Genomic DNA, 22,206 nt, shown 5'->3' with positions numbered 1-22,206 from the left:
TTCTACACCTCCTTCCACGGTTGATCATGCGCAGGCCGCTCGGGTGCGGCCTCCAGGAACGGCAGGCGTGCCGGCTGGTCTCCCAGCACCGCCCCGAGGGCGAACAGCACGCCGGCCGTTCCGGTCGCGAAATCCATGGACAGGCGCAACAGCCCGTCACCGGGGAAGGCCAGGCCGCCGCCGTACGGCATGGCGTGCCAGCTCAACCCCTTGATCAGCTCGCGGGCCACCGGATCTCCGGCGAGCGCCGCGATGATGCCCGCGCGGCCGGTGAACAGCCCCGGCTGGACGAAGAACCCGGAGCGGGCGACCAGCTTCAGCCGGTCCAGCTCCGCGGCGAGCTCCTCGTCGTCGCGATGCACGAGATGACGTCCGAGCACCAGGGCGATGCCCACGGAGCCCTCGTCCAGGTAGGGCAGCGTCCGCCAGCCCTGGTCCACCTGGAGCGAGCCGTCCTCCGAGGCCCGGCAGCGCCGCAGGTCCTGCCTGAGCGCGATCTCGGCCAGGTCGAGGAGTGCGCGGTCGCCGGTGTGCTCGTAGGCGTGCAGGAAGAGCAGGGCGGAGCCGGACGAGCCGTACATGAGGCCCGCTCTCGGGTTGTCGCCGCCGCTGATCCCGGGCACGTCCTCGGGGCCGCCGAGGCGGTCGGCGCACATGTCCACCGCGCGCATGGCGTGCTCGGCCAGGGCGGGCTCGGTCCGGCCGAGGCGCAGGAGGTTCAGGCCGATGCCGGGCAGGCCGGAGAACAGGGCCGTCTCCAGGCGGTCCCACTGCTCCCGCAGGGCGATGTCGACGACGTCGAGCGCGTCCTGGCGGTGTCCGAGCCGGTCGAGGACGTGGGCGATGCCGTGCAGGCCGTCGTACAGGCCGATCCCGGAGCCGGCGGCGGGGCGCAGGGCGCGTTCGCGCAGCCATTTCTCGTACTCGGGGAAGGGGCCGAGGCCGGTGGCCGACAGGGCGAGCAGGACGCCGGCCGCGCCGGTCGCGATGTTGAGGCCGCCGCCGGGCCTGAACTGGGCGACGTCGCCGGGGAAGAGGCGGTCGTCGCGGTCGGGGGTCGCGGCCGCCCGGATGGCCCGGCACATCGCGTCCCGCAGCTCGGCCCAGGTGGCCGTCCCCGGCATCGGCACGGGGGTCTCGACGGCCTGGTCACCCGCGATGGTCGCGGCGGCGGTGTCCATGAAGGCGGCGGGGACGGGGAAGGTCTCCTTGACGATCCGCGCCAGCTGGACGATCTTCGGCCGGTGTATCGGCAGCATGATCGTGCACTGCGGGGCGAACAGGGCGAACCGCAGGCAGGCCAGCGCGTACCGGTCGACCTCGACGCCGTGGCGGTCACGCGGCGCGGCGAAGGCGGGGTGGGCCAGCGCGGCCCTGGCCTGGTCCGCGGCGAGGGTGGCGACCTCGTAGTCGATGAGCACGACCCGGTCGTCCTGGGTGATCAGGATGTTGTCGGGGTGCAGGTCGCCGAAGACCACGCCGCGTCCGTGCAGTGACGCGACGGCCTCCTCGACGCTCCCCAGGGTCGTGGTGGCCCAGGCGGTGTACTCGGCGAGGTCCTGGTCGGTGCAGGTGGCGCGGGTCAGCGGGAAGCGGCGCACCAGCCGCCGCTGGAGCGGGGTGCCGTCCACGAACTCCTGCACGAGGAAGTGGTGGCCGCCGATGCTGAAGTAGTCGCGCAGGCCGGGGGCGGCGGGCAGGCCGGCCAGGCGGCGCAGCATGTCGCGCTCGTGCTGGAGCCTGGCGACCGCGTCCCGGCCGGCCACGTCCAGCCCGGCGTGCGGCCTGGCCTCCTTGAGCACCACCCGTTCGTCCGTACGGGTGTCGCGGGCCAGGTAGACGCCGCCGCCGTTGGAGAAGTGCAGCACGCTCTCGATCCGGTACGGCAGCTCCTCCATGGTCACGGCGTTGCGCGCGGCCAGGTGGGGTTCCAGGAACTCGGGCAACGTCGTCCAGGGCGGCACCGAGAACGTCGCGCCGCGCACGTCGGGGATCAACGTGCCGTCGCCGTCCTCGACGGCCAGCACCCGCTCCCCGGACGGGGACAGGCAGTGCCGCTCGGCGAACCCGCCGTACCGGACGAACATCGGCCCCTCGCCGTAGCGCAGGTCGCTCAGGATGTACGGCCCCTCGACGCCGCGCAGCAGCTCGTCGAGCTCCTTGAGCACGAGTTCGAGCTGGCCCTCGTCCCGGGGGTAGATGGTGATCAGCTTGCCGCTCGACGCCCGGGAGGCGGCCTTGGAGTTGACCATGACGAGCACGGCCGGGCCGCGCAGGAACTTGAAGGCGACCCCGCGGGGCACGCAGTAGTCCCACACGGTCTGGACGACCTTCTCGGCGTCCTCGACCCGGGCCGACACGTGGATCTTCCAGCCCTGGGTCGGCAGGGGCGCCTCCTGGGTCGGCATGTAGTAGGCCCAGGTGTCACTGAGGTCGTGGGCCCAGCCTTCCGGGACGGGCCGGCGCAGCTGGGGGAAGTCGGCGTCCGCCGCCGTGCTGTGGTCGGGAGTGTCGTAGAAACACTGGTCCACAAGGCAGTAGAGCTCGTACTTGTCCATTTGGCGCGGCCCTCCGAGGCGGTGTGCTTAGAGCCTGCCGCAGCCGCGCCGGGGCGCACTAGTAACACGCAACATAAGTCATATATGGCTATGGAATGCGCTTTGATGCGTTTTTCACAAAAGGTAATTATCTGCGCGGGGCATAAACACTGAAAGAGAACTGCCCGCCGCGCGACGTGGACGCCTCCAGCCAGCCGCCCAGCGCCGAGACGCGTTCGGCCAGGTTGAGCAGGCCCTGACCGGCGTCGCCCGGCCGGCGCGGGGGACGTACGCCGTCGTTCCTGATCGACAGGCGGACCACGTTGTCGCGTTCCATGAGCTGGATCCAGCACTGCCCGGCCTCGGCGTGCCGCAGCACGTTCGTCACGCCCTCGCGCAACGCGTGCGTGAGGGCCTCCTCCACGTCAGGGTGCAGATCGCGGCAGGCCACCCTGATCTGGCAGCGCACCCGCGCCGACTCCAGCAGCGCCCGCGCCGAGCTCATCTCGGCCGCCAGCGAGGAGCTGCGCAGGCGTCCGTGCGCGACGGCCCGGACGTCGGCCGACAGCTCCCGCAGCAGGTCGAGCGTCTCGGTCAGCTCCTGCCGGGCCTTCTCGTCACCCTCCGCCACCAGCCGCTGGATGAGCCGCGCCTTGAGCGTCAGGACGGTCAGCCGGTGCCCGACCAGGTCGTGCAGGTCGCGGGTGAAGCGGCGGCGCTCCAGCGTCACGGCCTGGCGCATGACGTCGGTACGGGCCCCGGCCAGCCGGCGCACCTGGGCCAGCAGGCTCAGCAGCGCGAACTCCACGACGCCGACCAGCGGGCAGGCCAGCGCCCACGCCGGCTCGACCTGCCAGGAGGGCGCGGCCAGCAGCACCGGCCCGCACGACAGCGCCAGCACCACCAGCACGACCGACCTGATCCGGGACGCGACCACCAGCAGGGCGCCCGCCAGCAGCCCGCACACCGGCGTCCAGGCCGGCCCGAACACCGCCAGCGGCACATAGGTGAGCCACGCCTGGACGGCCACCAGCCACCACGCACCGGCCCGGCGCGAGGGCTCCTCCAGGACGAACCTGCCGTGCAGCGTGAGCAGGACGGCCAGCGCGACCGACCCCTCGACCACCAGCCCGGACCCGGCCAGCCCGGCCTGCACCGGGATCGCCAGCCCGACGCCCCCGGCCACCAGGCCGAGCCCCCCGGCCCAGGACGGCGACGAGAGACTGTGCATCCTGGACCGTAATCGAGGCGTCAGGCCACGGTGTGTCGCGTCCACCTCACCCCCGGTACACGGTTGATGCGTCGGGACAGTACGCGTGGCGAGTGCGCTCACCGCTGCCTCGTTCCTCTAATCGACCTGATCGCGTAGCCCCGTGTAAAGGCCGGGGCCGCTTCCGGACACGCTGACTTCCCACCCCACAAGAGGTTAGACAGTTCATATCAGCCATAGGGTGGCGGTATGGAATACATGCGACTTGGCGCGACTGGTATGAAAGTTTCTCGCATCTGTTTGGGGATGATGAGCTACGGCGACCCGGCGCGGCAGGAATGGGCGCTGCCCGAGGAAGAGGCCGAGCCGATCATCCGCCGGGCCGCCGACGCGGGCGTGACGTTCTTCGACACCGCCGACATCTACAGCCGGGGCCAGAGCGAGGTCGTCACCGGCAGTGTGCTGCGCCGGATCTTCCCCCGGCGCGAGGACTACGTGCTGGCCACCAAGGTCTACTTCCCGATGGGCCGGGGCGCCAACGACCGCGGCCTGTCGCGCAAGCACATCCTGTCCGCCGTCGACGCCTCGCTCGACCGGCTCGGCACCGACTACGTGGACCTGTACCAGATCCACCGATGGGACGACGAGACCCCCATCGAGGAGACCATGGAGGCACTGCACGAGGTCGTCAGGTCGGGCCGGGCCCGCTACATCGGCGCGTCCACGATGTGGGCCTGGCAGTTCGCCAAGGCCCAGCACGTGGCCGAGGCCAACGGCTGGACCAGGTTCGTCTCGATGCAGAACCACCTCAACCTGCTCTACCGGGAGGAGGAGCGCGAGATGCTGCCCCTCTGCGCCGACCAGGGCGTGGGCGTGATCCCGTGGAGCCCGCTCGCGCGCGGCGTGCTGGCCAGGGCGGGCTCGACGGCCTCCGCGACCGCCAGGACCGGCTCCGACCAGCGCATCGACTTCCTGTACGACCCCGACAACGACCGGCAGATCCTCGACCGGGTCGCCCAGGTCGCCGCCGAGCGGGAGCTGCCGCCGGCCCAGATCGCCCTGGCCTGGCTGCTCAACCGGCCGGGGATCACCGCGCCGATCGTCGGGGCCACCAAGGACCGGCACGTGGACGACGCCGTCGCCGCCGTCGGCGTCACGCTGTCGGACAGGGAGATGGAGTTCCTGGCCGAGCCGTACCGGCCGCGGGAGGTCAAGTTCTGATCACCGGGATTGTCGGTCGAAGATCCTAAGGTAGGGGCATGCGGGCTAATGAGGAGGCGGCGGCGGCGCTGCAGGAATACGCGGAGCTGTTCGCGCTGAGCGGCGGCGACGCCTTCCGGGTGCGGAGCTACCAGAAGGCGGCCAAGGCGATCGCCGGGTTCCCCGAGGACATCTCGGAGGTCGACGTGCGCGGCGTCCCCGGCGTCGGGGAGGCCATCGCCAAGAAGATGGAGGAGTTCCTCCAGCGCGGCAGCTTCCGGCAGCTCGACGACCTGCGGGGCCGGGTGCCCGAGGGCGTGCGGCGGCTGACCCGGGTGCCCACGCTCGGCCCCAAGACGGCCATCATGCTCTTCGAGGACTACGGCATCGACTCCACGGTGGCGCTGGGCGAGGCCATCACCTCCGGCCGGCTCGACGGCGTCAAGGGCCTGGGCCCCAAGACGCTGGCCAACCTGCTCAAGGGCATCGAGCAGCTTGAGCAGGCGGGCCGGCGGGTGCACATCGGCGTCGCCATGGCGCTGGCCGAGCAGGTCATCGGCTCGCTCAAGGCCGAGCGCATCGCGTACGCGGGGTCGCTGCGGCGGATGAAGGACACGATCGGCGACATCGACATCCTGGCGGTGGCGCCCGAGTCGATCATGGCCGACTTCCGCGCGCAGCCCTACGTGGCCGACGTCATCGCCGCCGGCGACAAGAAGACCTCGATCCGCACGACCTCCGGCGTCCAGGTCGACCTGCGCCTGATCCCGGCCGGGTCGTGGGGCGCGGCGATGCAGTACTTCACCGGCTCCAAGGAGCACAACGTGACCATCAGGGAGATGGCGGTGAAGAAGGGCTGGAAGCTGTCCGAGTACGGGCTGTTCGAGGGCGAGCGGGTGATCGCCGCGGAGTCCGAGGAGGACATCTACGAGGCGCTCGGCATGCAGTTCGTGCCGCCGCCGATGCGCGAGGACGGCGGCGAGGTCAAGGCGGCGCTGCGCGGCGAGCTGCCCGTGCTGGTGGAGCTGGCCGACCTCAAGGGCGACCTGCACACCCACACCGACCTCACCGACGGCATCGCCTCGCTGGAGGACATGGTGGCCGCCGGGGCCGCGCGCGGCTACTCCTACTACGCGGTCACCGACCACGCGCCCGACCTGGCCATGCAGCGCATGACGCTGGACAAGGCGCTGGAGCAGCGCGGGCGGGTGGCCGAGCTGCAGAAGAAGTATCCGCACATGCGCATCCTGCACGGGTCGGAGCTCAACATCGCGCCCGACGGCTCGGTCGACTGGCCCGGCGAGGTCCTGCGCGAGTTCGACGTGTGCGTGGCGTCGGTCCACTCGCACTTCGGCATGTCGCGGGAGGAGATGACCCGCCGCTTCATCGCCGCCTGCGAGAACCCGTACGTCGACATCATCGGCCATCCCACCACCCGGAAGATCGGCAAGCGGCCGCCGGTCGAGGCCGACTGGGACGCCGTCTTCCGGGCGGCCGCCCGTACGGGCACCGCGATGGAGATCGACTCCTATCCCGACCGGTCCGACCTGCCGGCCGACCTGGTGCGGCTGGCCAAGCACCACGGGGTGAAGTTCTCCGTCGACAGCGACTCGCACGCGATCCCGCACCTGGCCCACCAGCGGTTCGGGGTCGGCATCGCGCAGCGGGCCTGGCTGACCGGCGACGACATCATCAACACCTGGCCGCTCGACCGGCTTCTCGCCTTCCTCGGGCGCTAGTCCCGGCCCCGTCCCGCGTCGGAGGGCGGGTCGGGTGCGGCCCGCACCCAGCGCGGGCCGCACCCGAGCCTGGAGGCGGGGGTCCGCCGCGGGCGGTCGCGGCCTTCGTCCTGGAACGAGCGTCCACCCAGATTTCTGCTCTCAAATTCGGACTTAACACCATAAATTAGAACATTTGCCGCATTCTTGCCGCGCCACGCGCAGATCATCCCGCTTCGCTAGCTTGGACGGCGATGAAGGACAACCATCCCCCGGCCCGGCCCACCGAACGGGCATCCGGGACGAAGAGCAGGCGGCGCTGGTGGCGCATTCTCGTCGCCGTACTGGCCTCGTTGCTGCTGGCCGCCGTCGGTGGGGTCGCGCTGGCCTACCCCTCGCTCGCCGCCACCACCTGCCCCGGCTGCTACGGCCTGACCGAGCTGCACCCGGGCGTCTACACCGAGGACGGCCTGACCCCCGCCCAGCGCACCCGCGTCGGCGAGGTGGCCGAGCAGGCCGCCCGCCGGGTCACCGGCTTCTACGGCACCCGCCTCAGCTCCCCCGGCCTGCTCGTCTGCCTGACCGACACCTGCTACCGGCGCATCGGCGGCGGCCAGGAGCGCGGCGTCGCGGTGCTCAACCGGTCGGTCATGCTCTCGCCGCGCGGCCTCGACCCGGTGATCGCCTCGCACGAGCTGTCCCATGTCGAGCTGCACGCCAGGCTCGCCTCCTCCGCCACCGTCCCGCAGTGGTTCGACGAGGGGCTGGCGGTGGTGGTCTCGGGCGACCCGCGCTACCTGGCCCCGGAGTCCGCGCCGGACCGCTGCCTGGTGGCGCCGTCCGGGCCGCTGCCGGTGACGCTGGAGGAGTGGCTGCGGACCGCGAGCGCGGACCCCGCCACGTACGCCAGGTCGGCCTGCCAGGTGAGCCGCTGGCTGCGGGAGAACGACGGCCGCACCGGTCTGCTCGGCCTGGTGGCCCGGCTCAACGCCGGCGAGCCCTTCTCCACCCTCGTCCGGACGCCCTGACGAACCACCCCGAAAGGCACGGTTGCCGCACCCACGCCGTTGGGTAGGTCTCGTCACGGCTGGAACGGTCCCAGATCCGGGACAGGATTCGGCAAGCACTCGCACGCGGAGACAGCGCGAGGAGATTAAATGGTTTCCAGGTAGGAAATACGTCTTGCGAGAGGTGGCTCCCATGAGGCAAGTCGCGGCGACGATCGTCAAACCGCTCCCCGACCACCTGTTCCTGGTCCACGACGGGAACGCGGAGATGCGATGGGAGGCGATGTCCGGGGTCGGCTACCACACGCCGAACGACCGCTTCTTCGTCAGGAACCACACCTCCACGCCGCTGATCGACGCCGCCGCCTGGCAGCTCCACCTGCACGGCGCCGGGCTGCGCGCGCCGCGCGCCTTCACCTACGACGAGCTGCTGTCGATGCCCTCGCGCACCCACGACGTCGCCATCGAGTGCGCCGGCAACGGCCGCGCGTTCTACGGCACCCAGCAGGGCGACCCCGCGCCCGGCGCCCAGTGGGGGCTGGGCGCGGTCGGCGTGGCGAGGTGGCGGGGCGTGCCGCTGCGCCACCTGCTCGCCGAGGCCGGGCTGCGTCCCGAGGCCGTGGATGTGCTCCCCACCGGCCTCGACGCGCCCTTCGAGCACCACGGCCACGTCCGCCGTCCGCTGCCCGTGGCCAAGGCCGTGGGCGACGTGCTGGTGGCGTACGAGATGAACGGCCGGCCGCTGCCTCCCGACCACGGGTTCCCGGCGCGGCTGGTGGTGCCGGGGTGGGTGGGCATCGCCTCCATCAAGTGGCTGGGGGACATCGAAGTCTCCACGAGCAAGCTGTTCACGCCGTGGAACACGGTCTTCTACCGGGACGTGGCGGCACAGCCCGTGAAGAGCGCCTTCGAGCTGCCCTGGGACGCCCGGCTGCCGATCCGCGGCCCGCACGCCTGGCGTGGCCGTCCGGGGCCGCACGTGCTGCGCGGCCGGTCGTGGTCCGGGCGCGGCCGGATCGTCAAGGTCGAGGTCAGCTTCGACGGCGGCCGGACCTGGCACCTGGCCGAGCACCACGGTCCGCACCTGGTCGGGGCGTGGTTGCCGTGGCACGTCCAGTGGGCGCCGAAGCACCTCGGGCCCGCCGTGCTGATGGCCAGGGCCACCGACGAGACCGGCGCCACCCAGCCCCTGCGCACGCCCAAGCACCCCTTCGGCTACTCCTTCGACGCGGTCGTGCGTCATCCCGTGCAGGTGGTCAACGGATAGGTAAGTGTCACGAACGCGGCTGAGCTGGCCCTTCACGAAAAGGTGGTCCGGAGGTGTGCATTTCATCTGAAAGACTCTCGCGGAAACGTTACGGAAATGACACCGTGCGAGGCTTTCGCACACGACGAAGAAGGGAGAGCAGATGCGCCAGCTGACCCCGTTGGACGCCCAGTTCCTCCATGTCGAGTCCGAGACCACCGCGGCGCACGTCGCCGGGCTGGCGGTCCTCGACCCGGCCGGCGGCGCGGTGGACCGGGACGCGCTGGCCCAGCTGCTGCTGGACCGCGTCCACCTCTCCCCCGCGCTCAGCCTGCGCCTGGTCGAGGTGCCGTTCGGGCTCGACCGTCCCTACTGGTGCGCCGATCCGGCCTTCGACCTGGGCAACCACCTGTTCGAGACGACGCTGCCCGCGCCCGGTGACGACGCCGCGCTGGCCGAGGCGGTGGCCGCGATCCACGAGCGCAGGCTCGACCGGTCGCGTCCGCTGTGGGAGATGCACCTGATCAAGGGCCTGGCGGGCGGCCGGGTCGCGGTCTACACGAAGGTGCACCACGCCGCCATCGACGGTGTGTCGGGCGCGGAGACCCTGGCGACCCTGCTCGACCTGACCCCGGAGGGGACCCGGGAACGACGGCCGCGTCCGGCGGCGCCGCGGCAGGACGCGCCGGGCCTGATGGAGATGCTGGCCGGCGCCGCCGTGCGATCGGTCACCCATCCGGTGCGGGCGGCCCGCTCGGCGGTCAGGGCCGCGGGCGACCTCGACGCGATCCCGCTGGCCGGCGCGCTGCCCGGCGCGAAGGCGATCGCCAGGGCCGCCCGGCTGGTGGCCGGCGACCGGAAGGAGCGGCCCGAGCTGCCGGGCCTGACCGCGCCGCGCACGCCGTTCAACGGGCCGATCAGCGCGCGGCGGGAGCTGTCGTTCGGGTCGGTGCCGCTGAAGGAGGTCAAGAAGGTCGCCAAGGCCAACGGCATCAGCGTCAACGACGTGGTGATGGCGCTGTGCGCCTCGGCGCTGCGCTCGTGGCTGGACGAGCGGGACGCGCTGCCGGAGGAGCCGCTGGTGGTGGCCGTGCCCGTGGCGGTGCGCACGGGCGGCGCCAAGGACGTGGTCGGGAACCAGATCGCGGCCATGGTGGCGCCGATGCCGACGAACGTCCCCGACGCCGGGGAGCGGCTGCGGGCGGTCGGCGAGACCATGAACAGGGCCAAGCGGCGCTTCGCGCTCGCGCCGCCGAGCTGGCTCGGCGAGCTGTGCTCGCTGCTGCCCGCGCCGGTCACCAGCCTGGCCACCCCGGCGATCTTCCGGCTGGCCGGCTCGGCGTTCCCGCCGATCAACCTGATCATCAGCAACGTGCCGGGCCCGCAGTTCCCGCTCTACATGTGCGGCGGCCGGGTGCTGGCCTACTACCCGCTGTCGGTGCTGACCGACCTGTCCGGCGGCGTGAACATCACCTGCTTCTCCTACGACGGCATGCTCGACTTCGGCATCGTGGCCTGCCCCGAGCGGGCGGACGACGTGTGGGGCCTGCTCGGCCACCTGCGTGACGCCCTCGACGAGCTGCTAGCCGAGTGCGTGGGCGATGAGTTCGGCGACGGCGTCGGGGTCGATCTGGTGACCGGTTAGCTGGCAGAGGTTCTCCTGGTAGAGCAGCACGGCGGCGAACGTCGCCGCGGCCACCTCCAGCCGCGCCGCGTCGCCGCGCGTGCCGGGCAGCGCGAGCTCCAGCGCGAACCTGGCCCTGCTGATCAGCTCGCCGTTGAGCCTGCCGAGCCGCTCCTTGACCGAGCCGTGCGTGTCGGCCTCGCGGAACAGGATGCGCCGCATCGCCGGTGAGGCCCGCAGCGGCAGCCCGCGCGCCAGCCGGGCGAGCGTGCCGGCCGGGTCGCCGGGCACGGCGTCGACCTCGCGGCCCTCCTCGACCATGGTGCGCTCGTCGACCAGGGCGACGAGTACGTCGATCTTCCGCGGGAAGTAGTGGAAGATCAGACCCTTGGGGACTCTCGCGAGCCTGGCTATCACCGCGGTCGGAGTGGCCTCGTAGCCGCCGCCCGCGAACAGTTCCTCGGCCGCGTCCAGGATGCGCGTGCGCGCGTCACCGATCGACACAGCTCGCACCCTAACGCCACCTGCGACTTCGTCGCCATCCCGCCGGGGCGAGAGCCTGCTGCCCTTGGGCCGTCATGTAGCATATGAGACGTAAATGTCTCATATTCGACGGAGTTGTCTCATGGTGGTGAGCCGGGAGCAGATCATGACCGCGGCGATCCAGCACCTCAACGAACATCCGGCCGCCTCGATGGCCCAGCTCGCCGAGGCGGTGGGGATCAGCAGGGCCACGCTCCACCGGCAGTTCAGCAGCCGCGAGGAGCTGATGACGGCGCTCGGCCACCGCGCGCACGACCGGTGGCACGACCTCCAGGTGCGCGCGGACGTCAGGTCCGCCGCCGCCTCCGACGACCCCCACCTGATCCGGCAGGCCCTGGAGGCCCTGCTGGAGGGCTGGATCGACGTGGCCGACGACTACGGCTTCGGCCTGACCGACTACGCGATGGCCGTGCACCCGGAGCTGCTGCGCCGCGCGGACGAGCTGGAGGAGCACGAGATCGCGCTCTTCGCCGCCGCCCAGCGGGCCGGCCTGCTGCGCGCCGACCTGCCCGCCCGCTGGATCAGCAACACGGTCTACGGCCTGCTCGTGGCCGTCCGGGAGAGCCTGCGCCGCGGCGACGTCGCCCGCAGGGACGTGCCCAGGCTGCTGCGCGAGACGTTCCTGGCCGGCACGGGCGCCGGGGGGTGGGCGTGATGACGGCCACCGGCGTCCCGGCGCGCAGGCGGTGGGCGGGCCTGGCCGTGTTGTCGGCCAGCGTGCTGCTCGTGGTCATGGACATGACCGTGCTCAACGTCGCCCTGCCCGCGATCACCGAGGACCTGCGGCCGACCTCGGTCGAGCTGCTGTGGATGGTGGACGCGTACTCGCTGGTGCTGGCCGGCCTGCTGGTCACGGCGAGCGCGCTGGGCGACCGGTGGGGGCGCAAGCGCATGCTGCTGGCCGGGTTCGCCGTGTTCGGGCTGGCCTCGACGGCGGTCCTGGCGGCCGACTCGGCCGCCGAGGTGATCGCCGTACGGGCGCTGCTCGGCGTGGGCGGCGCGATGATCATGCCGTCCACGCTGTCCATGATTCGGAACCTGTTCACCGACCCGGGCGAGCGGGCCAGGGCGCTCGGCGTCTGGTCGGCGATGGCGGCGATGGGCGCGGCGCTCGGCCCGATCCTGGGCGGGTTCCTGCTGGAGCACTTCGCCTGGCAGTCGGCGTTCCTGGTGAACGTGCCCGTCATGGCGGTGGCCGTGGTCGCCGGGCTGCTCCTGCTGCCGGAGACGCGCAACCCCCGGCCGGGCCGGTGGGACGCGCTGGGCACCGTCCTGTCGATGGCGGGCATGGCCGCGCTGCTGTACGCGGTCAAGACGTTCGGCAAGGACGGCCTGACCTCGCCCGCCGCCCTGGCCGCCACCGCGGTCGCGGCGGTCGCGCTGGGCTGGTTCGTGGTGCGGTGCCTGCACAGGCCCGATCCGCTGCTGGAGATCAGGCTGTTCCGCAGCGGGCCGTTCTCGGCGGGCGTGGTGACGGCGCTGACCACGTCGATCGCGATGGCCGCCGTGCTGCTGCTGCTCGCGCAGTGGATGCAGCTCGTCCAGGGGTACGCGCCGCTGGAGACGGGCGTGCGACTGCTGCCCGCCGCGCTGGCCGCGCTGATCGCCTCGCCGCTCGCGCCGGTCCTGGCCGAGCGCGTCGGCGCCCGCCCGGTGCTGACGGGCGGGCTCGCGGTGACGGGGCTGGGGTTCCTGCTGCTGGCCCTGGCGCCGCACCCGCTGGGCTACTGGCCGGTCGCCGTCGCGCTGGCGCTGATCGGCGCGGGCAACGGCGCGCTGGCCATCGCCTCCGCGGTGATCATGGCCGGTTCGCCGCCGGAGAAGTCGGGCAGCGCGGCGGCCATCGAGGAGACCAGCTACGAGGTGGGCGCCGCGCTCGGCGTGGCCGTGCTGGGCAGCGTGGCCGCCGTGGTCTACCGGGACGCGCTGAACTACGGCGGCCCGGCCGCGGGCGCGGCGCGCGAGTCGCTGGGCGGCGCGCTCGACGTGGCCGCCGAGCTGGGGGCTCAGGGGGCGCGGCTGGTGGAGACGGCCAGGACGGCCTTCACCGACTCGCTGGCCCTGACCTCCGGGGCGGGGGCGGCGCTGATGCTGATCGGCGCGCTGGTGGTCTGGCTGCTCACCCCGCGCGCCCTCGACCTGGCCTCCGTGGAGCACTGACGTCAGGTCCGCGACCAGGCACGGACGTGACCGGGGCGCCGTCCGTGCCTCTTCGCCGGGGGCGCGGATAATGGCCGCATGAGATCAATAGGCACGACGGACCTGTCCGTTTTCCCGATATCGCTCGGCACCAACGTCTTCGGCTGGACCGCGGACAAGGAGACCTCGTTCGCGATACTCGACGCCTATGTCGAGGGCGGGGGCAACTTCATCGACACGGCCGACGTCTACCCCCACTGGGTGACCGGCGAGTCCACGTCCGAGCTGATCATCGGCGAGTGGATGGCCGACCGCGGCAACCGCGACTCCGTGGTCGTGTCCACCAAGGTCGGCATGCTGGAGGGGCTCGAAGGACTGGCCCCGGCCACGATCCGGACGGCCGTCGAGGACTCGCTGCGCCGCCTGCGCACCGACTACATCGACCTGTACTGGGCGCACGTGGACGACCACGACACACCTCTGGTGGAGTCGCTGGCCGCCTTCGACGCGCTGGTCAGGGAGGGCAAGGTGCGTCAGGTCGGCGCGTCGAACTACGGGCCGGAGCGGCTGGCCGAGGCCCTCCGGATCTCCCGGGACGAGGGGCTGGCCTCGTACGTGGCGTTGCAGCAGCCGTACAACCTGGTCGACCGGGGGTATGAGGGCGAGCTGCGGGACGTGGTGGCGGCGGCCGGTCTGTCGAGCACGCCGTACTTCGGGCTGGCCCGCGGGTTCCTGACCGGCAAGTACCAGCCCGGCGTCACCGTCGACAGCCCGCGGGCCGGGAAGGCGGCCGAGTACCTCGACACCGAGCACGGGCGCAGGGCGCTCGAAGGGCTGCTGAAGGTGGCGGCCGAGCGCGGCGCGGAGCCCGCCTCGGTGGCGCTGGCCTGGCTGGCCGCCCAGCCCACGGTCACCGCGCCGATCGCCAGCGCGCGCGACCCGCGCCAGCTCAAGCCGCTGCTGGCGGCGGCCGAGCTGGAGCTGAGCGAGGAGGAGCTGACCCTCCTCGACGAGGCCTCCCGCCCCTGACCCTCTCCGCCGGCCCGCCTGACGGCCTCGCGCCCGACGTCGCCTGTCGACCCGCGCCGGACGCCGCCCGACGACCCGCGCCCGACGTCGCCTGTCGGCCCGCGCCTGACGACCCGCGCCGGGCGTCGCCGAACCCCTCCGGGAGCCGCGGCCGCGCGGGTCGTGGGCGTCAGTGGGTGCGGTTGGTCACCGAGGCGCACAGGGCACGCAGGGCGGCGGCGCCGGGCAGGTGCTCGTCCATGACGGCCAGCGCCGCCGACAGGTGGCGGTCGGCGACCTCCTCGGCCAGGGCCCGGCCGCCCGCCTCCTCGACCAGGCGGGCGGCCCGCCGCGCGCTCTCCTCGTCCCCGGCGCCCTTCGCCAGCACCTCGGACAGCTCCTCGGCGGCCGGCCCGCCGACGGCGAGCGCCGCGAGCACGGGCAACGTCTTCTTGTCGCGCCGCAGGTCGCTGTGCACGGGCTTGCCGGTGACCCGCGGGTCCCCCCAGATGCCGAGCACGTCGTCGGCGATCTGGAAGGCGATCCCGAGGTCCAGTCCCATCCCCCACATGCGGCCGGAGAGCGCGGGCGCCCCGCCGAGCGCCGTCCCCGCCGCCGCGGCCGCGGCCAGCAGGCTGCCCGTCTTGCCCGCGGCCATCCGCGTGTACTCCTCGACGGTGACCTCCTCGGGCCCCGTCCACGGGCGGGTCTCGAACGTCATGTCGGCCGTCTGCCCCTGCACCAGCTCCGTCAGGGCCGCCGACAGGTGGCGCATCGCCTCGGCGTGGCCGCTCAGGCGGCTGACGGCCAGCGCCAGCAGCGAGTCGCCGGCCAGCACCGCCGGGCCCACGCCGTACGCCTTCCACAGCGCGTCCCGGTGCCTGCGTTGCTCGTCGCGGTCGATGATGTCGTCGTGCACGAGGGAGAAGGCGTGCACGAGCTCGACCGCGACCGCGCCGGGCAGCGCCTGCTCGGCGGTGCCGCCGACGGCCTCGGCGCTGAGCATGGCGATGGCGGGCCGGAGGATCTTGCCGCCGCCACCAGCACCGCCACCACCGCCGCTGACGTGGCCCTCGGCGTCGGGCCAGCCGAGGGCGAAGGCGGCCATGCGCGCGCCCCAGGGATGCAGCTCGGAGACGGCCTCGCGGAGCGCGGGTTCGAGCAGGGCGCGGCAGCGCGCGATCACGTCGTCGTCGCGTCGTGGCGTCGTCCGGCCGGGATGCATCGCCGCTCTACCCCCAAGTACGATCTTGAATCTACACGGAAGACCGCAGCATCCAGCGACGAAGCGCCAGGTCGGATGAGGGACAGGCCGTCAGCGCAGTGTACGGCCCAGGCCGCGCGCCCCTACGACGCGGCTCGCATGATCCCACAAGAAGCGTAACTGTACCATCACGCCCCAACCTTGATCACGGGCGGATGATCATGCCATAATCACGCAAAAAGTAACATATGGCGATATAGCCACTCTTGCCTTCAGCGTCATCCTCAGGATCGGGGTTCCCCCCAATGCCGCACGCCCCCGCGAGTAGCCCCAAGACCCTTCCCCTTTATCGAGTGGTGCCGCGTCTGGTCAAGGATCCTGTCAGTGAACTCGCGAAAATGGGGACGGAGGCGGACGGGCGGATCGTCCGGCTCGACCTCGGCCCGTTCCGCCCGTACCTGATCTCGCACCCCGACCACGTGCAGCAGATCCTCAAGACCGACGCGGCGAACTTCGTCCGCGAGGGCACCCTCTGGCAGGCCGTACGCCGGGTGACCGGCCACGGCATCCTCAGCGAGGGCGACACGTGGTCGACCACCAGGAAGATCCTCCAGCCGCTGTTCACCGTGAAGCACACGGCCTCGCTGGCCGAGGACATGACCGAGCTCATCGACGACTACCTGCGCGCCTTCGACGGCCACGCCCGTACGGGCCGCCCGGTGGACGCCGGGCGTGAGATGACCACGATCATCAACCAGGCCGTCGCCCAGGTCCTGTTCGGCGGACGGATCTCGCGGGAGACGGCCGCGGTGCTGGCGCCCGAGTTCGCCACGTGTGCCACGTCCATCGCCTTCCGGCTGCTGCTGCCGTTCGTGCCGGACTCCGTGCCGCTGCCCGGCGACCGCGCGTTCATGGCCGCCAAGAAGAAGATCGACGAGATCGTCTACCCGCTGATCGAGCAGGCGGTCGCCGAGACCTCGCACGGCAAGGACACCGACGTGCTGGCCGCCCTGGTCAGGGGCAGGCGCGGGCCGGACGGCGAGGTCGACGTCCACCAGGTCCGGCACGACCTGGTGAGCGTCTACGGCACGGCCACCGAGACCACGGCGATGTCGCTCACCTGGCTCTGGGGCCTGCTGCACGAGCACCCCGAGGTGGACGCCCGGCTGCGCGCGGAGATCGCCCGCCTCGACGTCGACGGCCCGGTACGCCCGGCGCAGGTCGCCGAGCTGCCCTATCTCCGCATGGTCCTGCAGGAGCTGCTGCGCATCTACCCGACGGCGTGGATCGTGCCCCGCCAGACACTGGCCGACACGGAGGTCGGTGGCGTCCGGATCAAGGCGGGGACACACGTGCTGATCAGTCCGTTCAGCACCCATCGGCTGCCGGAGTTCTGGGACCGGCCGCTGGAGTTCGACCCGGACCGCTGGGCCGACGGAAAGGGCGAGCGGCGTCACCGTTACGCCTTCATCCCGTTCGGCGCCGGCCCGCACATCTGCCTCGGCCAGCACCTGTTCTACGTCGAGGCGCCGCTCGTCGTCGCCAACCTGCTGAGCCGGTACCGGCCGGAGCTGACCAACCCCCAGCCGTTGACGGCCCTGCCCGGCGCCTCGACCCGGCCGAAGGAGAAGCTGATGCTGAGGCTGCACCCGATCGAGCGGACCGCACGCGCGTGAGCCGGACGAGCACCGCCGCCGGCACGGCGGCGGACATCAGCGCGCGCGCGGACGACCTGGTCTCCAGCCTCATGCTCCGGCCGTGGGGGCAGGTCTCGCCGTCGGTCTACGAGACCGGGCGGCTGGTCTCGCTCGCCCCCTGGCTGATCGGGCACCGCGAGCGCCTCGACCACCTCACCGCCGTCCAGCACGCGGACGGCTCCTGGGGCGCTCCCGACGGTTACGGGCTCGTGCCGACGCTGAGCGCGACCGAGGCGCTGCTGACCGCGGCGCGCCGGGGCGACCCGGGCGTGGACCTCGACGCGGCGGCCCCGGCGGCGGGACGCGGACTCCGCGCGCTCTCCGCCATGTTGTCCGCGCCGCTCAGCCTGCCCGACATGCCGGCCATCGAGCACATCGTCCCCTCGCTCGTGTCGCTCATCAACGGGCACGGCGGGCACCCGCCGCTGCCGCTGCCCACGGGCATGGGCTACGGGACCCTGGACACGATCAGGTCCTGGGTCGCCGCCGGGCAGGACATCCCGGACAAGCTGCTGCACGCCCTGGAGATCGCGGGCCCGGACGCCCGCGGCGCGTTGGGGGCGCGGCCGTCGGTCATCGGCACCGTCGGCGCCTCGCCCGCCGCGGCCGCCGCCTGGCTCGGCGGCCGGGTCGCGGGCCCGGTCCTCGACCACCTGGAGGCGGTCGTGCGCATCCACGGCGGCCCGGTCCCGGTCGGGCTGCCGATCACCGTGTTCGAGCGCGGCTGGGTGCTGAGCTGGCTGGCCCGCGCCGGGGTGCCCGTCGAGGTGCCGCCGGAGATGATCGCGGACCTGCGGGCGGCGATCGGGCCCCAGGGCACCCCGGCGGGCCCGGGGCTGCCGGCCGACGCCGACACCACCTCCGTCGCGCTGTACGCGCTGGCGCTGCTGGGCTCGCCGTACGAGCCGGACTGCCTGTGGCACTTCCACAACGGCTCCCACTTCACCACCTGGCCCGGCGAGCAGGGCGTGTCGATCAGCGTCAACGCGCACGTGCTCGACGCCTTCGGCCAGTACGCCGCCCGCCGGCCGGACGCCGCGCCGCGCTACGGCGAGGTGATCACCGGCCTGTCCGCCTGGCTGCGCGAGCGGCAGGACCCCGGCGGGTTCTGGGCCGACAGGTGGCACGCCTCGCCGTACTACGCGACCGTGAGCTGCGCGCTCGCGCTGGCCGACTTCGGCGGCCCCGCCTCGGACGAGGCCGTGGCGGCGGCCGCCCGCTGGGTGCTGGACACGCAGCGGGCGGACGGCTCGTGGGGCCGCTGGACGGGCACCCGAGAGGAGACGTCGTACGCGATGCAGACCCTGCTGCTGACCCCGGGACGGGCCGAACCCCGGCGCGAGGCGGCCGTGGAACGGGGGCTGGAGTACCTGACCCGCGCGGCGGACGAGCGGCACGTCCCCCTCTGGCATGACAAGGACCTGTACGTGCCGGTCGCGGTGGTCAGGTCGGCCGAGCTCGCCGCCGCCCACCTCGCGCGTCCCTCCTAGCCGCCATGTGCTCCGACGTCCCCGGCCAGCTCGCGAACCGTGTAGGCGTGCGTGTCCCTGGCCAGGTACCACGCGCCGTTGAAGGCCACGCTCCTGCGCTGCCCCTCGGCGATCGCGGCCAGTTCGGGGGGCAGCTCGGCGAGCGCGTTCAGGAAGCGCCCGTTGAGCTCGGCGATGTGGGCGGCGACCCGGTCGACCGCGGCCCGCGTGTCCGTGCCCGCCCGCTCCAGGATGAGGACGGAGTTCGGCTTGCCCTCGCTGCGCTCCCGCTCGAACGTCCTGATGTCGTTGGCCAGCCGCATGCAGGCCGCGCCGAGATGGGTGGCGGACACGACGGCCCGCCAGTGCCGGTCGTGCGCCGGGCGGGGACCGCGCACCCCGAGACCGGCCACCCACCACGTCCTGTACAGGATCGTCTGGGTGCCGTTGTCCACGTAGGTGTCGTAGTCGGGCCAGGGTTCCCCGCCTTCCGACCACGCCCGCTCGCGGGCCATGGCCGCGCCCGCGAGGTCGAGCTGCTCGGCCAGGGCGGGCGCGTACACCGCCACCTCCGGGTCGGCGCCGAGCCGCGTCCACCAGTCGCGCCAGGCGCGCAGGGCCTCGCCCAACGGCCCCTCGTCGCCGGGGTCGGTTCCGTGTCCGCGCAGGGCCGAGGAGAGGCGGCCGAAGATCGCCAGGACGTCGTCCGGGGACCAGGAGCCGGCGATGTTGTCGGCTATGTCGTCCAGACCGAAAAGGATCGCGGTGAGTGTGCCGAGTTCGGCTACTTCGTCACGCGCTGCGTCCGGAAACGTGGCCGCGGCGGACAGGCAACTGAAGGCCAGCCTGCTCGCCGAGCTGTCGCCCTCGGCGAACAACGTGGAGTACGGCCGCAGGAATCCGGCCGCCACCGGGACGGCGTCCAACGCGGTTGCGAGTACCGCGGCCCGGTCGGGTTCGGGCACGCCGGCGAGCTGGTCGGACTGCTTGAGCAGGGTATTTCTGATGCTGAAGTAAGCAGGGGGAGACGAGTCGGGCATTAATAAAGGCTACCCATTTTGCCCATTTTTGACTACTGGTGTCAAAAATGGGATATAAGTACAGATAGTGCCTAGTGTTGCTTGAGAGACGCTTTGGAACTGCGCTAAGGTTTCGTGATCGACAGCGTCGATATGCCATGACCTGTCCGGATGATGAGCACGCGAAATGACTTTCACAGGGTGGGTATAAATGGGCTTCCGCAATACGAGCCTGCGGACCAAAGTCACAGCTCTACTGCTCTCCCTCACGGCACTGTGGGCGTTCGCTGCCTGGGTCACCCTTCGTGAGGGTGTCAACCTGCTCTGGGTCTCTCAAGTCGACTCCAGCGTAGTGGGCCCCAGCGAGCCCTTGCTCATCGAGCTCCAGAGGGAGCGCCGGATCTCCGTCGTGAAACTCAGCGACGCCACCGGCGGCCCCCGCCGTGACCTGGACAACCAGCGCGAGAAGACCGACGGCCTGCTCGCCGCGTTCCAGGAGGCGGCGACCGGCGGCCTGGTGAGCTGGGCCATCGACGACGAGGGCGCCGGTCGCCTGAACGACGTGCTCAAGGCCCTCGGCACGCTCAAGGAGACCCGCAAGGCCATCGACGCCGGCCGCCTGGACAAACTGGAGGCCACGGCCGCCTACAGCGATCTGATCGACTCCGTCTTCACCCTCTACGGCTCGCTGGCGACCGTCGACGACAAGACCGTCGCCAAGGACATCCGCACGCTCCTGGCCCTGAACAGGTCCCGCGAGGTGCTGGCGCGCGAGGACGCCCTGCTGGCCGGCGCGCTCGTCCAGGGGCGGATCTCGGCCGAGGAGCAGGCGCAGTTCACCCAGACCGTCGGCGCCTGGCACGTCCTCGCCGAGCAGGCCGGCGACGAGCTGCCCGACTCCGAGCAGGCGGCCTTCGACAAGCTGCTGAAGGGCGAGTCGCTGAGCAGGCTCCAGACCATGGAGAACCTGATCTCCGGGCAGGGCCCGCAGGCCGGGGCGCTGCCGTTCGGCGCGGCGCAGTGGAAGACCGCGGCCGACCGCGCGCTGGCCGACTTCAGCGCCCTGGTGCTGGCCGCCGGCGACCGCCTGGTGGACCGGGTCGTGCCCGTCGCGGCCGGCGTCATCGTCCGGCTGGTGCTGGCCGCCGGTCTCGGGCTGGTGGCCGTCGTCGCCTCGATCATCCTGTCCATCACCACCGCCCGCGCCCTGTTCGCCCAGCTCCAGAAGCTGCGCGACGCCGCGCACGAGCTGTCCGACGAGCGCCTGCCCGGCATCGTCGAGCGCATCGGCCACGGCGAGGAGGTGGACGTCGCCAAGGAGGCGCCCGCGCTGGAGTTCGGCGACGACGAGATCGGCCAGGTGGGCCAGGCGTTCAACACCATGCAGCACACGGCCATCACCGTCGCGGCCGAGCAGGCCGAGCTGCGCCGCAGCATCCGCGACATCCTGCTCAGCCTGGCCCGCCGCACCCAGGGCCTGGTGCACCGGCAGCTCACCGTCCTGGACGTGATGGAGCGCCGGGAGACCGACCCGGAGGAGCTGAAGGAGCTCTTCCGCCTCGACCACCTGGCCATCCGGATGCGGCGCAACGCCGAGAACCTGATCGTCCTGTCCGGTTCGTCGCCCGCCCGTACGTGGCGGCGGGCCGTCCCCATGGTGGACGTGGTGCGCGGCGCGCTGGCCGAGGTCGAGGACTACACCCGGGTCACGCTCATGCCGATGGGCGAGGTCGTGCTCGTCGGCCGGGCCGTCGGCGACGTCATCCACCTGCTGGCCGAGCTGATCGAGAACGCCGTGTCGTTCTCGCCGCCGTACACGAACGTGCAGGTCAGCGGGCAGCTCGTGGCCAACGGGTACGTCATCGAGATCGAGGACCGCGGGCTCGGCATGAAGCCCGAGGACCTCGACGCCGCCAACGAGCGCATCGCCGACCCGCCCGAGTTCCGCATCTCCGGCACCGCCCGGCTGGGCCTCTACGTGGTCAGCCAGCTCGCCCGGCGGCACGACATCCAGGTCGTGCTGAAGTCCTCCCCGTACGGGGGGACCACGGTCGTGGTGCTGCTGCCGCAGGAGCTGGTCGAGCTCGACCCGGCGCCGCGGCACCCGGAGGGCGACGACCGGCCGAGCCTGCCCCGCCGTACGAGCACCGGGACCACGCTGGCGACGGTCGCGCGGCCCGCCGAGAACGTCCGCACCCTGACCCCGCCGCGTCCCGCCCCCGCCCCCATCGCCTTCCCCACCCAGATCCATGCAGTGGCAGATCCCTTCCCAGCACCAGTACCAGCACCCTCGCCTTCACCTGAACCAGAACCGCCCGCGGAACCGGAGCAGCAGCCTGTGGCCGAGTTCACGCCGTCCGGCCTGCCCTTCCGAGTCCCCCAGGCCAACCTGGCGCCAGCGCTGCGTGACGACACGCCGACGCAGCCCGATTTCGAGGAGGACGATGACGAGCGCTCGCCCGAGGAGATCCGCGCCATGATGGGATCCCTGCAGTCAGGCACCCGTCTTGGCCGCACCGAGGCGGCCAGGCTGATGGAAGAGCAGCCGGGGGGCGAGGCATGACCGCCGCGGCCCGGCTCCCGAC

General features: G+C 72.1%; 16 protein-coding genes. 11 read left to right on the top strand and 5 right to left on the bottom strand.

Going from position 1 to position 22,206, the window contains the following annotated elements:
• Nucleotides 1–2: 2 nt before the first annotated feature.
• Together lanKC and ACIA8R_RS06860 are read right to left on the bottom strand one after the other, a co-directional pair.
• Nucleotides 3–2,558: a class III lanthionine synthetase LanKC gene (gene lanKC, locus ACIA8R_RS06865; RefSeq protein WP_397037002.1), complete on the bottom strand. Its 2,556-nt coding sequence runs from the start codon at nucleotides 2,556–2,558 to the stop codon at nucleotides 3–5.
• A gap of 127 nt (nucleotides 2,559–2,685) precedes the next feature.
• A complete protein-coding gene (locus ACIA8R_RS06860) occupies nucleotides 2,686–3,768 on the bottom strand; it encodes a histidine kinase (protein WP_364097786.1) in 1,083 nt (360 codons plus the stop codon).
• A 228-nt stretch (nucleotides 3,769–3,996) separates the two neighbouring features.
• Between ACIA8R_RS06860 and ACIA8R_RS06855 the strand changes: the two genes are divergently transcribed.
• The 5 genes from ACIA8R_RS06855 to ACIA8R_RS06835 all read left to right on the top strand — a co-directional run bounded on the left by ACIA8R_RS06855 (nucleotide 3,997) and on the right by ACIA8R_RS06835 (nucleotide 10,563).
• A complete protein-coding gene (locus ACIA8R_RS06855) occupies nucleotides 3,997–4,968 on the top strand; it encodes an aldo/keto reductase (RefSeq protein WP_364097789.1) in 972 nt (323 codons plus the stop codon).
• Between the two features lie 38 nt (nucleotides 4,969–5,006).
• A complete protein-coding gene (gene polX, locus ACIA8R_RS06850) occupies nucleotides 5,007–6,686 on the top strand; it encodes a DNA polymerase/3'-5' exonuclease PolX (RefSeq protein ID WP_397036999.1) in 1,680 nt (559 codons plus the stop codon).
• A 233-nt stretch (nucleotides 6,687–6,919) separates the two neighbouring features.
• Entirely contained in the window at nucleotides 6,920–7,693 is a 774-nt protein-coding gene (locus tag ACIA8R_RS06845) for a hypothetical protein (protein ID WP_397036997.1), read from the top strand.
• Between the two features lie 172 nt (nucleotides 7,694–7,865).
• Nucleotides 7,866–8,939, top strand: coding sequence for a sulfite oxidase (locus ACIA8R_RS06840; RefSeq protein WP_364097798.1), 1,074 nt, complete (start codon nucleotides 7,866–7,868; stop codon nucleotides 8,937–8,939).
• Nucleotides 8,940–9,081: 142 nt separating this feature from the next.
• Nucleotides 9,082–10,563 (top strand): wax ester/triacylglycerol synthase family O-acyltransferase, encoded by a 1,482-nt coding sequence (locus ACIA8R_RS06835; RefSeq protein ID WP_397036995.1) that lies wholly within the window; start codon nucleotides 9,082–9,084, stop codon nucleotides 10,561–10,563.
• On the opposite strand, the gene ACIA8R_RS06830 is transcribed toward ACIA8R_RS06835, so the two are convergent.
• Nucleotides 10,501–11,046 (bottom strand): helix-turn-helix domain-containing protein, encoded by a 546-nt coding sequence (locus ACIA8R_RS06830; protein WP_364097803.1) that lies wholly within the window; start codon nucleotides 11,044–11,046, stop codon nucleotides 10,501–10,503. The genes ACIA8R_RS06835 and ACIA8R_RS06830 overlap by 63 nt on opposite strands.
• Nucleotides 11,047–11,167: 121 nt before the next feature.
• Between ACIA8R_RS06830 and ACIA8R_RS06825 the strand changes: the two genes are divergently transcribed.
• The 3 genes from ACIA8R_RS06825 (at nucleotide 11,168) to ACIA8R_RS06815 (ending at nucleotide 14,253) form a co-directional block, all read left to right on the top strand.
• Nucleotides 11,168–11,740, top strand: a complete 573-nt coding sequence (locus tag ACIA8R_RS06825; protein ID WP_397036993.1) for a TetR/AcrR family transcriptional regulator — start codon at nucleotides 11,168–11,170, stop codon at nucleotides 11,738–11,740.
• Complete coding sequence (locus ACIA8R_RS06820; protein WP_364097809.1) at nucleotides 11,740–13,245, top strand: MFS transporter; 1,506 nt, start codon at nucleotides 11,740–11,742, stop codon at nucleotides 13,243–13,245. The genes ACIA8R_RS06825 and ACIA8R_RS06820 overlap by 1 nt, the downstream gene beginning before the upstream one ends.
• 78 nt (nucleotides 13,246–13,323) lie before the next feature.
• Nucleotides 13,324–14,253 (top strand): aldo/keto reductase, encoded by a 930-nt coding sequence (locus ACIA8R_RS06815; protein ID WP_357701045.1) that lies wholly within the window; start codon nucleotides 13,324–13,326, stop codon nucleotides 14,251–14,253.
• A 169-nt stretch (nucleotides 14,254–14,422) separates the two neighbouring features.
• On the opposite strand, the gene ACIA8R_RS06810 is transcribed toward ACIA8R_RS06815, so the two are convergent.
• Nucleotides 14,423–15,457, bottom strand: a complete 1,035-nt coding sequence (locus tag ACIA8R_RS06810; RefSeq protein WP_397036990.1) for a polyprenyl synthetase family protein — start codon at nucleotides 15,455–15,457, stop codon at nucleotides 14,423–14,425.
• A 284-nt stretch (nucleotides 15,458–15,741) separates the two neighbouring features.
• On the opposite strand from ACIA8R_RS06810, the gene ACIA8R_RS06805 reads away from it, so the two are divergent.
• On the top strand, nucleotides 15,742–17,112 hold the full coding sequence (locus ACIA8R_RS06805; protein WP_364097815.1) for a cytochrome P450: 1,371 nt from the start codon (nucleotides 15,742–15,744) through the stop codon (nucleotides 17,110–17,112).
• Nucleotides 17,109–18,623, top strand: a complete 1,515-nt coding sequence (locus ACIA8R_RS06800) for a prenyltransferase/squalene oxidase repeat-containing protein (protein WP_364097818.1) — start codon at nucleotides 17,109–17,111, stop codon at nucleotides 18,621–18,623. The genes ACIA8R_RS06805 and ACIA8R_RS06800 overlap by 4 nt, the downstream gene beginning before the upstream one ends.
• Here ACIA8R_RS06800 and ACIA8R_RS06795 read toward each other — a convergent pair.
• The gene (locus tag ACIA8R_RS06795; protein ID WP_397036987.1) at nucleotides 18,620–19,642 is read right to left on the bottom strand and encodes a terpene synthase family protein; all 1,023 of its coding nucleotides are present in this window, start codon (nucleotides 19,640–19,642) and stop codon (nucleotides 18,620–18,622) included. The genes ACIA8R_RS06800 and ACIA8R_RS06795 overlap by 4 nt on opposite strands.
• Nucleotides 19,643–19,832: 190 nt before the next feature.
• Between ACIA8R_RS06795 and ACIA8R_RS06790 the strand changes: the two genes are divergently transcribed.
• The gene (locus ACIA8R_RS06790) at nucleotides 19,833–22,184 is read left to right on the top strand and encodes a nitrate- and nitrite sensing domain-containing protein (RefSeq protein WP_364097824.1); all 2,352 of its coding nucleotides are present in this window, start codon (nucleotides 19,833–19,835) and stop codon (nucleotides 22,182–22,184) included.
• Nucleotides 22,185–22,206 lie beyond the last annotated feature (22 nt).

This window comes from Nonomuraea sp. NPDC051191, from assembly GCF_044455665.1.
Lineage (GTDB): Bacteria > Actinomycetota > Actinomycetes > Streptosporangiales > Streptosporangiaceae > Nonomuraea.
This window is presented reverse-complemented; position numbering and strand designations above follow the sequence as displayed.

Bases quoted from the DNA above. Each gene is read 5' to 3' on its own strand.
- ACIA8R_RS06840 (WP_364097798.1), top strand. From the start codon at position 7,866: ATGAGGCAAGTCGCGGCGACGATCGTCAAACCGCTCCCCGACCACCTG.
- ACIA8R_RS06855 (WP_364097789.1), top strand. From the start codon at position 3,997: ATGGAATACATGCGACTTGGCGCGACTGGTATGAAAGTTTCTCGCATC.
- ACIA8R_RS06805 (WP_364097815.1), top strand. From the start codon at position 15,742: ATGCCGCACGCCCCCGCGAGTAGCCCCAAGACCCTTCCCCTTTATCGA.
- lanKC (WP_397037002.1), bottom strand. From the start codon at position 2,558: ATGGACAAGTACGAGCTCTACTGCCTTGTGGACCAGTGTTTCTACGAC.
- polX (WP_397036999.1), top strand. From the start codon at position 5,007: ATGCGGGCTAATGAGGAGGCGGCGGCGGCGCTGCAGGAATACGCGGAG.
- ACIA8R_RS06790 (WP_364097824.1), top strand. From the start codon at position 19,833: ATGGGCTTCCGCAATACGAGCCTGCGGACCAAAGTCACAGCTCTACTG.
- ACIA8R_RS06795 (WP_397036987.1), bottom strand. From the start codon at position 19,642: ATGCCCGACTCGTCTCCCCCTGCTTACTTCAGCATCAGAAATACCCTG.
- ACIA8R_RS06810 (WP_397036990.1), bottom strand. From the start codon at position 15,457: ATGCATCCCGGCCGGACGACGCCACGACGCGACGACGACGTGATCGCG.
- ACIA8R_RS06815 (WP_357701045.1), top strand. From the start codon at position 13,324: ATGAGATCAATAGGCACGACGGACCTGTCCGTTTTCCCGATATCGCTC.
- ACIA8R_RS06820 (WP_364097809.1), top strand. From the start codon at position 11,740: ATGACGGCCACCGGCGTCCCGGCGCGCAGGCGGTGGGCGGGCCTGGCC.
- ACIA8R_RS06845 (WP_397036997.1), top strand. From the start codon at position 6,920: ATGAAGGACAACCATCCCCCGGCCCGGCCCACCGAACGGGCATCCGGG.
- ACIA8R_RS06835 (WP_397036995.1), top strand. From the start codon at position 9,082: ATGCGCCAGCTGACCCCGTTGGACGCCCAGTTCCTCCATGTCGAGTCC.
- ACIA8R_RS06860 (WP_364097786.1), bottom strand. From the start codon at position 3,768: ATGCACAGTCTCTCGTCGCCGTCCTGGGCCGGGGGGCTCGGCCTGGTG.
- ACIA8R_RS06825 (WP_397036993.1), top strand. From the start codon at position 11,168: ATGGTGGTGAGCCGGGAGCAGATCATGACCGCGGCGATCCAGCACCTC.